A 14,028-nucleotide genomic window follows, 5' to 3' on the forward strand; every position below is an offset into this window, starting at 1 on the left:
GAACGAAAGGCGGCGGTTCTTACGAAGATGCTGCCGCCGAACAACATGCCCCTGGGCCAGTTGGCCAAGGAGGAAGGGATCAGTGTCGCGACGCTCGCTAAGTGGCGGGCGGAGGCTCGGGCGAAGGGCCAGCTCCTGCCGGATGCGAACGCCGGGCCTGAGGGCTGGACCTCCCAGGACAAGCTGGCGGCGGTGATCGAGACCGCTTCGATGAACGAGGCGGAGCTGGCTGAGTACTGCCGCCGCCGTGGCATCTACCCCGAGCACTCGCTGTCTGGCGCGAAGCCTGCGCGCGCGCCAACGACTGGGAGCGGGCAGCCGCGAGCCGGATCGCCCGCGAGACGCGCGACGACAAGAAACGGATCCAGCAGCTGGAGCGTGAGTTGGCGCGCAAGGAGAAGGCGCTGGCCGAGGCGGCCGCGCTGATGATCCTGCGAAAAAAGGTCGAGGCGATCTGGGACCGCAGGGAGGGCGAGGACGAATGACCTCAGCCCCGGATCGCCAGGAGATTGCCGCCCTCGTCGCTGCCGCCACGGAGGCCGGGGCCCGGCCCTCGGCCGCCTGCGCCGCAGCGGGCCTCAGCCCGCGCACCCTGCGCCGCTGGCAGGGCCCCGACGGCGGGATCCGCGAGGATCGCCGCCCCTCTGCCGACCGCCCGGCGCCGGCCAACAAGCTCACCGAGGAGGAGGGCGACCGGATCGTGGCGACCTGCGCCACGCCGGAATTCGCGAGCCTTCCGCCGAGCCAGATCGTGCCCCGGCTGGCCGACCGAAACATCTGGATCGCCTCGGAATCCAGCTTCTACAGGGTGTTGCGCGAGCGCGGGCAGAACCATCGCCGTGGCCGCGCCCGCCCCGCTGCGCGCCGGAAACCACCGACGAGCTTCGAGGCGAAGGGGCCGTGCCAGGTGTGGAGTTGGGATATAACGTGGCTTCCAGGGTCGATCGCGGGGACCTTCTTCTACCTCTACCTCATCGTCGACATCTTCAGCCGGAAGATTGTCGGCTGGGAGGTCCACGACCGCGAGACCTCGGAGTTCGCGGCCGAGGTGCTCAGGCGCGCCGTCTGGTCGGAGCGGTGCCTGACCAGCCCGCTCGTACTCCATGCGGACAATGGCAGCCCGATGAAGGGCGCGACGATGAAGGTGACGATGGAGCGGCTGGGCGTCATCGCCTCCTTCAGCCGGCCCCGCGTCAGCAACGACAATGCCTTCTCCGAGGCGCTGTTCCGCACCTGCAAGTACACGCCCCGCTGGCCGACCCGGGGCTTCGCCACGATCGAGGAGGCGCGGACCTGGGTCCAGAGCTTCGTGCGTTGGTACAATCTCGAGCACCGTCACAGCGCGATCCGCTTCGTCACCCCCGACCAGCGCCACCGCGGCGAGGACAAGGCGCTGCTGGCCGAGCGCCACCGCGTCTACCAGCTGGCCCGCGCCGCACACCCCGAACGCTGGTCAGGCCAGATCCGCAACTGGCAGCCCATCGGCCCGGTCTGGCTGAACCCGGAACGGCCCGATGCCGGGCGCGGAGGCCATGGGTTCGCCGCCGCGCTCCCCCATCAAGCTGGCGGCGGCGGACCCATGGCCGGGTCGGCCGTACAGGCAGCCTGAAAACGAGAGACCGGGACAACTAGCTTGACGAACACCGCGGAGCGCGCACTTGATGTCATCGCGGAGGTAAATCGGGCCATAGCCCTGCTCATCTGGCCGGTATGGCGCGATGCCGGCCGAGGTCAGGCTTGCCAGGATCGTCTTCCTGTGCTCTCCACGCTCGACCTCCAGCGTGGTCGTGGTTGCAAAGCGCAGGTGGAACGCGGCGATGTCGGCTTGGGTCATGTAGCAGGCCGCTGAAATAGTCGACCGCCCGGAATATTGTTCTTGGGCACACCGGTCGAAGGCGGGGCTGGCCCAAGGTATCGCGCGCCATTCCGCCGCCTGTCGTCAAGCGGCAAGCAATCTCGGCAGCCGGGCGAGGTTGCAGGCCGCCATCGTGAAGGTGAACTGCGCACCGACGCGCTTGACGCCGCGCAGCATGGTCTGCTCCATCGGCCCCACGGTCTTGGCCCAGCCGAAGGTGAGGAGGATCAGGCAACGATCCAGTGGATCGTTGCCCCGACGCAAGTCGATCTTCTTCCGGCAGCGCTGCGAGAGGGCGTATCCCTCGTGCCGGGTGGTCCGGCCGTTGATCGCCGAGAAGCGCGCCTTTTGCGCGACATGAGGCGTGACGCAGGCCTGCCGCAGGTCCTGGACGAACTCCTCGGCGTCATAGGCCTTGTCGGCGCCGAGCGTCAGCCGTTTCGTCGAGCCGCGCGAGTGGCGGTGGACCATGTCGAGCGCGGCCTTCCGCTCGGCATGACCGTCCGCCTGCGTGACCTCGGCCTGCACCACGAAACCGTGCCGGTTCTCCATCGGGCTTGCGTCGGGAAAACGGTCCACTGGACGGTCTCCTTATCCTCCTCCCATGAAACACAGGACCGCGCCGGCGCCGGGAGATTTCTTGTAAAGCCGGGCCTCCGGATCGGTGACCGAAGCGTGAGTGGCGTTCGAGCGCTTCTGGCCCCGGAAGTCGACCTCGGCATTTCGGGTTCTGGGTTTCGGCGGGGTCATCGGGGCGGGCTCGGGCTGCGTCTCGGTGGGGTCAGCTTCGGCGGAGGGCGGAGGGGCTGGCGGATCATGGGGACCGCCGTCACCGGGCTCTGTCGCTTCCTGCTCCGGCTTCGGCTGGAAGCTCTTCATCGACGCCCAGGCCTTGATCAGGGTCCCATCGACCGAGAAATGCTCTCCGACAGGAGCGGCGCGATCTCGCGATGAGCGAGGATCGCGGCCAGGAACTTCTGCGCGATATCCGTCGTCAGCAGCCGGTCGCGGTTCTTGCTGAACACCGTGGCCACCCAGACCGGCATCGTCGATGCCCAGCCCGACGAACCAGCGGAACAGCAGGTTGTACTGCATCTGCTCCATCAGCTGCCGCTCGGACCGGACGGAAAACAGGATCTGGATCAGGCTGGCGCGCAGCAGACGCTCGGGTGCGATCGAGGGGCGGCCGTCGGAGGCGTAGAGCCGGTCGAATTCGGCGTTCATGCTGACCAGCGCGTCGTTCACGACGCGGCGTATCTTGCGAAGCGGGTGACGGGCCGGAATGCGCTCCTCAAGGTCGACGTAGCTGAAGAGCGACCCGCTCGTCTCGTCCGTCCCGCGCATCAAGAGACCCCCCGTGCTTCCCGGAAGGGTGAATCACGTTCTGAACCCGCGTCGAGGCCGGGTTTTTCAGCAACCTGTTAGAGAGAGGCGAGCCCGCATCGGACAGGGTCAGGCGGTAACCAACCGCGGATGAGAGTATGACAATCATCGATTCCGGCCGCCGTCTTCAGCGCCTGCACAGGCGCCATCATTGACCCAACCAGCGGCAGCGGGATAATCTTGTCGTGCCGGGGAAATCACATCCGCTCATGAGAGGTGTCGTGTCGCCCCCGCCGCTCCCATCCTGAGGCGCGACGGAGGTGAGCATGCGACGCGGGATCGGCATCGACATCCACCGGACCTTCGGGGAGGTGGTGATTTGGGAGAATGGCGTGCTGCGGCACGCCGGACGGGTCGACATGACCCGCACGGGGCTGGAGGGGTTTGGAAAAAACCCTTCTTGCGACGGACGAGGTGGTCGTGGAGGGTGAGGCGGACAGCGAGGCGTCCGGTGGACGGCCCGCCCGCCGAACGGCAACTGCATGGCGGTAGCGCGGGTGCTGTCGCCCTTCTTGGCCCGCGTGGTGATCGCCAATCCGCTCCAGGGTCGCCATTTTGCGCCATTGATGGAGTGGATGGCTCCCGCTCCCGGCATCGCGATGTGCCACATTGGGTGCTGTCACACGGACCCATGAAGGGAGCCATCCATGAAGGAGATTACCACGGTCGGGCTGGACCTGGCCAAGAACGTCTTTCAGGTTCACGGCGTCGATGCGGAGGGCGCGGTGGTGGTGCGGCGCCAGGTGAGGCGGGCGCAGGTTTTGCTGTTCTTTTCACGGCTGCGGCCCTGTCTGATCGGCATGGAGGCCTGCGCCGGAGCGCATTATTGGGCGCGCGAACTGGCCAAGTTCGGTCATGATGTCCGGCTGATCCCGCCGTCCTACGTCAAGCCCTTCGTCCGGCGCGGCAAGACGGATGGTGAGGAGGACCGTGGCGCCAGTGGCGCCGCGTAAGCCGACGAACGATGCCGAGGCCATCTGCACGGCCGTGACCCAGCCACCATGCGTTTCGTTTCGGTCAAGACCGCGGCGCAACAGGCGGTGCTGATGAGCCATCGGGCGCGGGACTTCCTAGTCCGCCAGTTGACCCAGCTTGCAAATGCGATCCGCGCCCATCTCGGCGAATTCGGCCTGGTCGTGCCGAAGGGCGTCCACAGTGAGGCGGGCCAGAAAACGATCCGGGGGATCGTTTTCCCGACGAACGAACCGCCTTGTCACCGAAGCCGAGGCCGCCGATCTGCCGGCTGAAGCCCGCGTGCCGCTTGACCTGCTTGCGCAGCAGTTCCGCGATACCAAGACGCGCATCGATGCCATCACCGCCGATCTCCGCCGCACGGCGGAGGCGGACGAGACCGCGCGGCGGCTGCAGGCAATGCCGGGCATTGGCCCCATCACGGCCAGCGTTCTGGCGGCCACACTGCCGGACGTGTCGGCCTTCCGCTCGGCCCGCGATCTGCCTGCCTGGCTCGGGCTGACGCCGAAACCGCATTCGAGCGGCGGCAAGGAACGGCTGGGGGCGATCTCGAAGATGGGCAATCGATATATCCGACGGCTGCTCTCCCTCGGGGCCATGGGGTGATCTCAACCCGCAAACGCACCGATCCCGGCGAGGATTGGCTGGGGCGCATGCTGGCGAAGAAGCCGCTGAAGGTCGTGGCCATCGCATTGGCCAACCGCATGGCGCGACAGGTCTGGGCAATGCTGAGAACAGGCGAAGCCTGGCGGGCGGCCTGAGGGCAGGGAAGCCCGGGCCGATAGCGGCCTGATCGAACTGGCGAGGGCAAGGTGAGATGATGGCACACTGACGGAAACGAGGAGGGATACCCCGTTCGGACCGAAGCGCACCAAGCGCGCGCCATTGACAGGGACCCAATCTTCACGCAAGGGCTCCGCCCGTTCCCGCCTCAAACTGTCCACCGGACAGTTTGCCGCTTCGCGGACCGGCGTTCACTTCATCAGGGCGCGCGGGCAAGCCGCAATCGAGACGCCGAATACATGGCCGCACCCGACCAGTTGCCGAAGACGCCGACCCCCTCGTCACGCGGGAGCCATCCATACATGGTCCGAGGACAATGGCGAGCGCGATCGCCCATGCCCATGTGAAGACGGACAAGGTGGACGCGGGCACTCTGGCGAGCCTGCATGCCGCGGGCTTCCTGCCCAAGATCTGGACACCGTATCCTGCGACCGAACGCATGCATCGCCTGGTGGCGCGGCGCTGTCAGGTCGTGCGCCATCTCACCCGGATCAAGAACGAGGTGCATTCCATCCTTCACAGCCACCTGATCCCGAAGTGTCCGCACGCCGACCTGTTCAATGGCCACGGACGGGACTGGCTGTCGCTCCAGCCTTTGCCGGACGACGAGCGGGCGGCCATCGACCGGCATGTCCGTGAACTCGACCGGCTCGGCGAGGATCTGCAGGAGCTCGATCGCGCCATCGCACAGGGCACGCTGGACAGCGCGGAGGTGCGTCGGTTGCTGACCATCACCGGCGTCAACGTGACGGTCGCCACCGGCCTCATGGCGGATCGGCGACATACGCCGCTTCAAGACCCCACAGAAGCTGGTGAGCTGCTTTGGCCTCGATCCCCGGGATCGTCAGTCGGGGCTGGGTGCGGCGCATCATGGCCGCATCAGCAAGGTCGGGCGCAGCCACGCGCGCGCCATGCTGGTCGAGGCGGCGTGGGCCGCGGCGAAGGCGCCGGGGCCGCTGCATGCCTTCTTCGTCCGCATCCGGGCGAGGCGCGGGCATCAGGTCGCGGCGGTCGCGCTGGCGCGCAAGCTGACGGTGCTGCGCTGGCATCTGCTCACGAAGGAGCAGGACTATCTCTGGGCGCGCCCGGCGCTGGTGGCCAGGAAGACCCGCGACATGGAACTCCGAGCCGGGCTGCCGCAGAAGAAGGGCAACCGACGCGGCCCGGCCTACGCCTACAACGTGAAGGAGCTGCGGGAGCGGGAAGCGGATCTGGCGCGGCAAGCCGAGCGAAGCTACGAGCAGTTCGTGGCGCGCTGGAAGACGCAACCGCCGAGGACTCCGCCGGGCCCGCAGGACTCTGCCCGAGGGTCCCAGTAAACGCCGCCTTGCCCAAGATGGGCCGACTGACCCGACACAACCGGCCGCCCTCGATCGGTCGGGTCAGGAAGGCATCCACCCGCTCATCGATCTCTTCGCAGAGCCGACTGACCTGGCTCTTGGAGATACCGGTGCCACCCATCGCCTGCACGAGGTTATCCATCGATCGCGTCGAGACGCCATGAACGCAGGCCTCCTGTATGACGGCCGTCAGCGCCTTCTCGACCGAGCGCCGCTGCTCGAGAAAGGACGGAAAGCAGGAACCGGTCCGAAGGCGGGGGATCCGCAACTCGACGCTGCCTGCACGGGTCAGCCAGTCCCGCTCGCGATAGCCGTTGCGCTGTGCCGCCGATCGCCGCTCTTCTCGCCATATTCGGCACCGGTCCTGGCGCCGACCTCCAGCTCCATCAGCCGTTCGGCGGCAAAGCCGATCATCTCGCGCGCACCAAATCCGCATCGCCGCGCTTCTCGACGAGCGCCCGCAGGTCCATCATCGGTTTGGTCATCGGGGCATCTCTCGGTTCAGGTTGGCTCAGAAGCCCGACCCTACCGAGAAACCCGATGGCCAACGCCAGCTACACCACCACCCGGCACGTCACTCGCGCATGGCGGTGGACGCACTGCTCCTTCAGCGTCCGGATCACGCGCTTGAGAACGGGCGGCATGAACACCAAGCTGCACGCGGTCGCCGATGCGAACAGCCGGCCCATCGGGTTCTTCATTTCGGCCGGTCCGGTCAGCGACTACACCGGGGGAGCCGCCCTGCTGGGCAGCCTGCCGAAGGCCGACTGGCTGCTGGCCGATCGGGGCTGCGACGCGGACTGGCTGCGAGATGCGTCGAAAGACAAGGGGATGAAGGTCTGCATCCCGGCAGGAAGACCCGCAGGAAGCCGATGTGATACGACAAGCGGAGTCCGGATCTTGTAGGTCGCCGGTATGGGGCTGTTCATGCGGCCCAGCTATCAGGCTGGATTCAGCCGACGTATCATTCACAGGATTCGTGCAACAGAGCCGAGCGGTTACCTCCGCCGAAGCCGCATCGAAACCAAGATGCACTGTCGGAAATGGCTGGGCTGGCGGCTGAGCGCAAGGGACTTCAACCGTCAGGTCGCCGGGTTCCAGATCCGTGTGGCCGTCCGGAACGGCTTCACCGCGCTCGGCATACCCGTCACGGACGTCGTGGGCTGAGTCAGTCCGGGGAATGGGGACATCTCAGAGCGACAGAGCCTGCCTGCCTCAGAATGAAGGTCCACGATCAGAGCGGGCGACAACTCCCCCGGCAAGGGGGCCCGCGATCGCGAAGACAGCCTCCGGCGATGGGCCTGGGGTGGCGACCACAAGGCCCCGGTGCCAGAGATCGAGAAGATGTGCGAGAAGGTTCCGGCTCGCCTGTGGATGAAGCGCGGGGGGCGTGTCGCGATAGACCCGGGCCGTCAACGCCGACAGATGCGCCGCCTCGGCCGACAATTCCCGCAGGATCGAGGCCTCGCGTTCCCGCCGGTGCGCGGCCAGCCAGGCGATGCGGTCCGCAGGCCGTGTCACCGGAGCGCCGTGACCGGGATGGAAGATGCGCCAGGGACGCGCGCCCAGGCGGTCGAGAGACGACAGATACGCCCCCATGTCGCCGTCGGGAGGCGAGACCAGCGACGTTGCCCAACCCATGACGTGATCTCCCGAGAAGCACCGGTCCCCCCATGCAAGGCAGAGGTGATTGCCGAAATGGCCCGGCGTGTGGATCGCCTCGATCTCCCACCCCGGTCCCGCGATCCGCTCGCCATCGCCCAGGCACCGATCCGGGACGAACCCGTCGTCCACCCCTTCGCCGCCGCCCAGCTCCCCGGCAAAGGCGCTCATGAGCGGGCTGCGGCCAGCGACCGCCGTGCCGAACGCCAGGATCTCGGCCCCGGTCAGGGTCGCGAGCGGACGGGCGAGAGGGGAATGGTCGCGATGGGCGTGGGTGACGAAGATCGTCGTGATCCGTTCGCCGGGGGCGAGGGCGGCGAGCAGGGCTTCGCGATGGGCCGCGTGATCCGGGCCCGGGTCGATCAGCGCGACCTCTCCCTCGCCCAGGATGTAGCTGTTGGTTCCCCAATGCGTCATGGGCGACGGGTTCGGCGCCAGCACGCGCCGGAGACCTGGCTCCAGCGTTACGCAGCGGCCGGGTTCGGGCCTCTCCATCGCTCTTTCCTCTCATCCGGTGCGCGGCTAGGCTCGGTTCATGTTCGCGCCGCTCAAGTCCGTCGTTCCGCGCAGCCTCTATGGTCGCGCCGCCCTCATCCTGATCGTGCCCATCGTCACGATCCAGCTCGTGATTTCCATATCCTTCATCCAGCGCCATTACGAGGGCGTCACCCGGCAGATGGCGCGCGGACTGATGATCGAGCTTCGCCATCTGATCGACGTGGTCAACCGCGCACCCAGTCCGGCCGAGGCCGAGGCGCGCGCCGCGGCCGTGGCGCAGGCGCTGGAGTTCCGGGTGGCGCTGCCGGCCGAGTGGGGCGAGGTGCGAGACCGGAGGGACTTCTGGGACCTGTCGGGCCGCCAGCTCATCCCGGCCCTGCACGGGGGTCTTCCGGAACTTGCCGCCGTCGATCTCGTGAACACGGACAACGAGGTGCGGCTTCTGTTTGAAACGGCGGCCGGGCCCTTGTCCGTGGCGGTGGAGCGCCGGCGCGTCTCCGCCTCCAATCCGCACCAGCTGCTCGTCCTGATGATCGTGACCTCGATCCTGATGACGGTGATCGCCTACCTGTTCCTGTCCAACCAGCTCCGGCCGATCAAGCGGCTGGCGGACGCGGCCGAGGCGTTCGGCAAGGGCCAGCACATCGCCTATCGGCCGCGCGGGGCGCTCGAGGTGCGGGCGGCGGGGCAGGCCTTCCTCGAGATGCGCGCCCGGATCGAGCGGCAGATCGAGCAGCGGACGCTGATGCTGTCGGGCGTGAGCCACGACCTGCGCACACCGCTGACGCGGCTGCGGCTGGGGCTGTCGATGCTGTCCGACCCCGAGGAAGCCGAAGAGCTTCTGCGCGACGTGGCCGACATGGAGCGGCTGGTGGACGAGTTCCTCTCCTTCGTGCGGGGCGATGCGCTCGAAGAGGCCGAGCAGGTCGATCCGCTGGCCCTCGTGGCGCGCGTGGTCGAGAATGCGCAGCGCGCAGGGCAGAAGGTGACGCTCGTGCGGGCCGACGGCGAAGGCACGATGGTGCTGCGTCCGGCCGCGGTCGGGCGGGCGCTCGAGAATCTCGTCGGCAATGCGGTGCGCTACGGCAGCCGGGCCGAGGTCTCGGTTGCGCTCGGCGAGCGGGCGCTGCGCATCACGGTCGAGGATGACGGGCCGGGCATTCCGCGGGACCGGCGCGACGAGGCGCTGCGCCCCTTCACCCGGCTCGACCAGGCGCGCAACCAGAACCGCGGCGGGGGTGTCGGCCTCGGCCTCACGATCGCGATGGACATCGCGCGCAACCACGGCGGCACGCTGCGTCTCGGCGAAAGCCCGACCCTCGGCGGTCTCCGGGCCGAACTGACGCTCGCCCGCTGACAACATTCAAGGTGCCGTCATGCCCGGCGCCCCTTCATTCTGGGGTAAATATCCCGGGGTGCGGGGCAGAGCCCCGCGTGTCCCCTCACCTCCGGGCGCCGAGCACCAGCGACCACTGGGCCCGCCCGTCCGTGCCCGGCGCGATCCCCACGCCCGCCTCGCGCACCCCCTGCATCAGGATGTTCTTCCGATGCCCTGAGGAGTTCATCCAGAGTTCCACCACCCGCTGCGCGCTGGAGGGGCCGCGGGCGATGTTCTCGGCGGCGGTCCGGTAGCGGTAGCCCTCCGAGCGCAGCCGCTCGGTGAGGCCCGCCCCGTTGGGCAGTTCGTGCGACAGGACCGAGCGGCGGGCGTTGCTGCAGGCCTGCACCTGTGCCGCACGCTGAAGCCTGGCCGAGAAATCGAGCGGCGGCAGGCCCTTCTGGCGCCGTTCCGCGCTCACGAGGCGGATCACCTCGCTCCGGGCCTGATCGGCCCCCTGCGGGGCGGCGCAGGGCTGGGCGTGAAGCGGGGCCGCGATCAGCAGCAGGAGGCTTGCGAGGATTGTGCGCATGGGACTCATCTGTTCGTTGTGGTCTGGGTGTATTGCACGTTCCGGTTGCAATCTTCGAGGCGCAATCATGTTCCTTCCGGGGTCGATCCGCGGCCTTCCGCCGGCGCGACGACGCGGCCACCGGCCGCCGCGGCATCCTCGGGGTCGTGCGACACGAGGATCACCGGCAGCCCCTTCTGCCGTGCGCGCTCCAGCACGAAGGTGCGGATCTGGGCGCGGAGGGTCGCGTCCAGCCGCGAGAAGGGCTCGTCCAGAAGCAGGGCCGCAGGCTCGGCCAGCAGCGTCCGCAGCAGCGCCACCCGGGCGCGCTGGCCGCCCGAGAGCGTCGCCGGATCCCGGTCGGCAAAGCCGGCAAGATCGGCCTGCTCCAGCGCCGTCTCGATCCGCGCGCGACGCTCGGCGCCGCGAACACCGGCGGGCAGGCCGAAGCCGAGGTTGCCCGCCACGGACAGATGCGGAAAGAGCACGTCCTCCTGAAACAGCAGGCCGATTCGCCGCTCGCGCGTGGGCAGCCCGGTCACGTCGCGCCCGTCGAGCCAGATCCGCCCGCTCTGCCGGACCCCCGGCCCGAGCGTGCCCATGATGGCGGCGAGGGCCGTGGATTTGCCCGAGCCCGACGGGCCCATGATGGTCAGCACCTCGCCCGGAGCCACATCGAGATCGAGATCGACCAGCAGCGTGCCGCCCCGCATCACCCTCAGCCTGTCCAGACGCAGCCCCCTCATGCGGCCCTCATCCCGCGGCGGCGACGAAAGACCAGCGCCGGCAGCACGAGGGCTGCGGCGAAACCGGCGGCGGGCAGCAGCATCTGAAGCAGCGCGTAGGCCCCCACCACCCGCCGGTTTCCCCCCGAGGACAGCGCCACCGCCTCGGTGGTGAGGGTCGTCACCCGTCCGCCTCCGATCAGGAGCGTCGGCAGATATTGTCCGACCGAGACGGCGAGCCCCACCGCAAAGGCGGTCAGCACGGGGCGCATCAACATGGGCAGGCGGAGCCGCCAGAAGATCCGGCCGGGCGATGCGCCAAGGGCCGCGCCCACCGTGCCGATCCGCGCGTCCCACGCCCGCCAGGGCGCCGAGAGCGACAGGAACACATAGGGCAGCACGAAGATCAGATGGGCCGCCGCCACCGCCAACGGCGTGCCGTCGAGCCCGAGACCCAGCGCCGCCACCTGCAGTCCCGGCAGGAAGGCCACCTGCGGCACGATCAGCGGCAGATAGAGCACCGCCATCGCGCGGGACGAGGGGCTGAGCGCGTGGCGCTGCTCGGCCTCGAGACAGGCGAGGGCGAGGATCAGCGCCACTCCGGCCACCGCGGCTCCGAGGCCGAGCGTCAGGGCCGCGTGCCGGGCCAGATCGGGGGCCGCCTCGCGCCAGATGCGCAGGCTCATGGTCTGGGGCAGGCTGTCGGGAAAGCTCCAGAGCCCCGCGACCGACCAGAGCGCCAGCCCGGCGAGCCCCACGCCCACGGCCGCCAGCACCAGCGCCGTGGCCGCCAGCGTGAGCGGGCGAAGCAGCCGGTCGAGCCGCGCGCCCCGCCAGCCCCGCGCGGCTGCGCCGAGAAGGACCCTGCGCACCACCAGCTCTCCCGTCCGCCACAGGGCCAGCGCGCCCAGCACCAGCGTCAGTTGCAGCAGGGCCGCGGCGGCGGCGCGGCCGCGCTCGGCCAGCGCGGGATCGGCCATCCAGAGGGCGATCTGCACCGCCAGCGTCGGCGGGCGCGTCGGGCCGAGGATCATCGCCATCTCGACCGCCGTCATGGAATAGGCGAGCACGGCGTAGCAGGGCAGGCGGATCTGGGCATAGAGCGCGGGCAGGACCGCAAAGGCCCAGCCGGCCGCGCGTCCGTAGCCCAGCGTCTGCGCCAGCATGGTCCGCCGCGGCGCGTCGGTCTGGGGCAGGGCGGCCAGCGACATGAGCAGGAGGAAGGGCACCTCCTTGGCGACCAGCCCCGCGATCAGCGCGAGCCCCGCAGGATCGTTCAGCGTGAGCAGGTCGGGGGGCGTGTCCCAGCCGGTGGCCCAGGGCGAGAGGGCCCGCACGATCCAGCCCGAGGGCGCGATCAGGAAGGCCAGCCCCAGGGCCACGGCCGCATGGGGCACCGCCAGGAGCGGCGAGAGCAGTCTCAGCACCGCCCCGAAGATCCGTCCGCCCGGCAGCAGCGCCAGGATGAGCAGCGTCAGCGCGAGCGAAAGACCCGTCGCGGCAAGCCCCGTCACCAGCGACAGCCGCACCGCCGCCCCGAGGCCCGGCCAGTCGGCCAACGCCCGGAAGGACTGCAGCCCCGGCGTCCCGCCGAGCCCGAAGGCCGGCGCAATGGTGCCCGCAAGCCCCGCCGCCACCGGCACCAGCATGAGCGCGAGCGTCAGCCTCGGCGCCTGCCGCAGAAGCCCGCCCGCGCGCTGCCTCAAGGTGCGGTTCCGTAGCGGCGCACCCAGTCCTCGGCGATGCGCTCCATCCAGCTCGCGTGCGGCTCGAGAAGTGCGGGGCCGAGATCCTCCGGCGCGAGCGTCGCCACCCCCAGATCGAGCGCCTCGAACCGCGCCCGGTCCTCATCGGGCAGTCGGTCCAGATCGAGCACCGTCTGAAAGCCCAGCACGGCCGGATCCTGCGCCCGCGCCTGAACCGCCGGATCGAGAAGGAGATTCGCGATCACCCGTGCCCCGGCCGCATGGGCCGCATTGAACGGGATCGCCACGAAGCTTGCATTGCCGATGGTGCCGCCCTCGAGCGTGAAGGTGCGCACCGTCTCGGCCAGTTCGCCCGCCGCGATGGCGGCCGAGGCGCGGCCCGGATTGAAGGCGAAGGAGATCGCGATCTCGCCGTCGGCAAAAAGCTGGCCCATCGCCGGCTCATTGGCCGGATAGGCGCGCCCCTCGCGCCACAGATGCGGCTCGGCCCGGTCGAGCCAGTCCCAGAGCGGCGCCGTCGCCGCCTCGTAGGTCGCGGGATCCACCGGCCGCTGAAGCTGGGCCGGATCCTCGATCACGCCATGCAGGACCTGCTTGAGGAAGGTCGTGCCCAGATAGTCCGGCGGCTGCGGGAAGGTGAACCGTCCGGGGTTGGCCTCGATCCAGTCGAGCAGCCCCGCGAGCGTGCGCGGCGGCGAGGGCAGGCGGGCGCTGTCATGCTCGAACACGAGTTGCGCCATCGCCCAGGGGCTTTCGAGCCCCTCTGTGGGCTCGGTGAAGTCGGTGACGGTCGCGGGTTTGCCCGCCACATCGACGTAGCGCCAGTTGGGCAGGCTTTCGGCGAAGGGCCCCGACAGAAGGCCCTGCGCCTTCATCGCCGCAAAGTTCTCGCCGTTGATCCAGATGAGATCGACCGCGCCACCCGTCGTGCGTCCGGCCTGCTTCTCGGCCAGCACCCGCGCCACCGCGTCCGTCGTGTCGGCAAGCTTCACCTGTTCGAGCCGGACGCCATGACGGGCCTGCGCCTCCTCGCCCACCCAGGCGATGAAGGCGTTGATCTTCGAGTCGCCGCCCCAGGCGTGCCAATAGACCGTCTGGCCCTCGGCCTCGGCCAGCACGCGATCCCAGGCCTCCTCGGCGCCCGCTGCCGGCGCCAGTGCCGCGAGGCAGGCCAGCGCCGTCCCCATGATCCGTCCGAACATCCGACCCTCCCAT

General features: G+C 69.2%; 8 protein-coding genes and 6 pseudogenes. 6 read left to right on the forward strand and 8 right to left on the reverse strand.

What is annotated here, in order from left to right; translation table 11 throughout:
• Positions 1-27: 27 nt before the first annotated feature.
• A pseudogene (locus tag LV780_RS06400) lies at positions 28-1,516 on the forward strand (IS3 family transposase); the annotation flags it as partial.
• A gap of 423 nt (positions 1,517-1,939) precedes the next feature.
• On the opposite strand, the pseudogene LV780_RS06405 reads toward LV780_RS06400, so the two are convergent.
• Positions 1,940-3,199 (reverse strand): annotated as a pseudogene (locus tag LV780_RS06405) (transposase).
• A gap of 686 nt (positions 3,200-3,885) precedes the next feature.
• On the opposite strand from LV780_RS06405, the pseudogene LV780_RS06410 reads away from it, so the two are divergent.
• Positions 3,886-4,971 (forward strand): annotated as a pseudogene (locus tag LV780_RS06410) (IS110 family RNA-guided transposase).
• A gap of 221 nt (positions 4,972-5,192) precedes the next feature.
• Here the strand turns inward: LV780_RS06410 and LV780_RS06415 are convergent.
• Complete coding sequence (locus tag LV780_RS06415) at positions 5,193-5,777, reverse strand: hypothetical protein (RefSeq protein ID WP_205029383.1); 585 nt, start codon at positions 5,775-5,777, stop codon at positions 5,193-5,195.
• A gap of 28 nt (positions 5,778-5,805) precedes the next feature.
• Between LV780_RS06415 and LV780_RS06420 the strand changes: the two genes are divergently transcribed.
• Positions 5,806-6,312, forward strand: coding sequence for a transposase (locus LV780_RS06420; protein ID WP_233863936.1), 507 nt, complete (start codon positions 5,806-5,808; stop codon positions 6,310-6,312).
• A 46-nt stretch (positions 6,313-6,358) separates the two neighbouring features.
• On the opposite strand, the pseudogene LV780_RS06425 reads toward LV780_RS06420, so the two are convergent.
• Positions 6,359-6,818: pseudogene (locus tag LV780_RS06425) on the reverse strand (transposase); the annotation flags it as partial.
• Between the two features lie 151 nt (positions 6,819-6,969).
• Here LV780_RS06425 and LV780_RS06430 point away from each other — a divergent pair.
• Positions 6,970-7,202 (forward strand): annotated as a pseudogene (locus tag LV780_RS06430) (transposase); the annotation flags it as partial.
• Positions 7,203-7,326: 124 nt separating this feature from the next.
• A pseudogene (locus LV780_RS06435) lies at positions 7,327-7,500 on the forward strand (IS5/IS1182 family transposase); the annotation flags it as partial.
• A 48-nt stretch (positions 7,501-7,548) separates the two neighbouring features.
• Here the strand turns inward: LV780_RS06435 and LV780_RS06440 are convergent.
• Complete coding sequence (locus LV780_RS06440; RefSeq protein WP_108220142.1) at positions 7,549-8,490, reverse strand: MBL fold metallo-hydrolase; 942 nt, start codon at positions 8,488-8,490, stop codon at positions 7,549-7,551.
• Positions 8,491-8,530: 40 nt separating this feature from the next.
• Here LV780_RS06440 and LV780_RS06445 point away from each other — a divergent pair, with 40 nt between their 5' ends.
• Positions 8,531-9,850: an ATP-binding protein gene (locus LV780_RS06445; RefSeq protein ID WP_108220143.1), complete on the forward strand. Its 1,320-nt coding sequence runs from the start codon at positions 8,531-8,533 to the stop codon at positions 9,848-9,850.
• 85 nt (positions 9,851-9,935) lie between these two features.
• On the opposite strand, the gene LV780_RS06450 is transcribed toward LV780_RS06445, so the two are convergent.
• The 4 genes from LV780_RS06450 to LV780_RS06465 form a co-directional block, all read right to left on the reverse strand.
• A complete protein-coding gene (locus LV780_RS06450; protein WP_044248024.1) occupies positions 9,936-10,403 on the reverse strand; it encodes a CAP domain-containing protein in 468 nt (155 codons plus the stop codon).
• A 65-nt stretch (positions 10,404-10,468) separates the two neighbouring features.
• Positions 10,469-11,128 (reverse strand): ATP-binding cassette domain-containing protein, encoded by a 660-nt coding sequence (locus LV780_RS06455; RefSeq protein ID WP_108220144.1) that lies wholly within the window; start codon positions 11,126-11,128, stop codon positions 10,469-10,471.
• On the reverse strand, positions 11,125-12,813 hold the full coding sequence (locus LV780_RS06460) for an ABC transporter permease (protein ID WP_108220145.1): 1,689 nt from the start codon (positions 12,811-12,813) through the stop codon (positions 11,125-11,127). Before LV780_RS06460 ends, LV780_RS06455 begins: the two co-directional genes overlap by 4 nt.
• Entirely contained in the window at positions 12,810-14,015 is a 1,206-nt protein-coding gene (locus LV780_RS06465) for an ABC transporter substrate-binding protein (RefSeq protein WP_108220146.1), read from the reverse strand. The genes LV780_RS06460 and LV780_RS06465 overlap by 4 nt, the downstream gene beginning before the upstream one ends.
• Between the last annotated feature and the right edge of the window lie 13 nt (positions 14,016-14,028).

Source organism: Cereibacter azotoformans, from assembly GCF_021391315.1.
GTDB classification, from domain to species: Bacteria; Pseudomonadota; Alphaproteobacteria; order Rhodobacterales; family Rhodobacteraceae; genus Cereibacter_A; species Cereibacter_A azotoformans.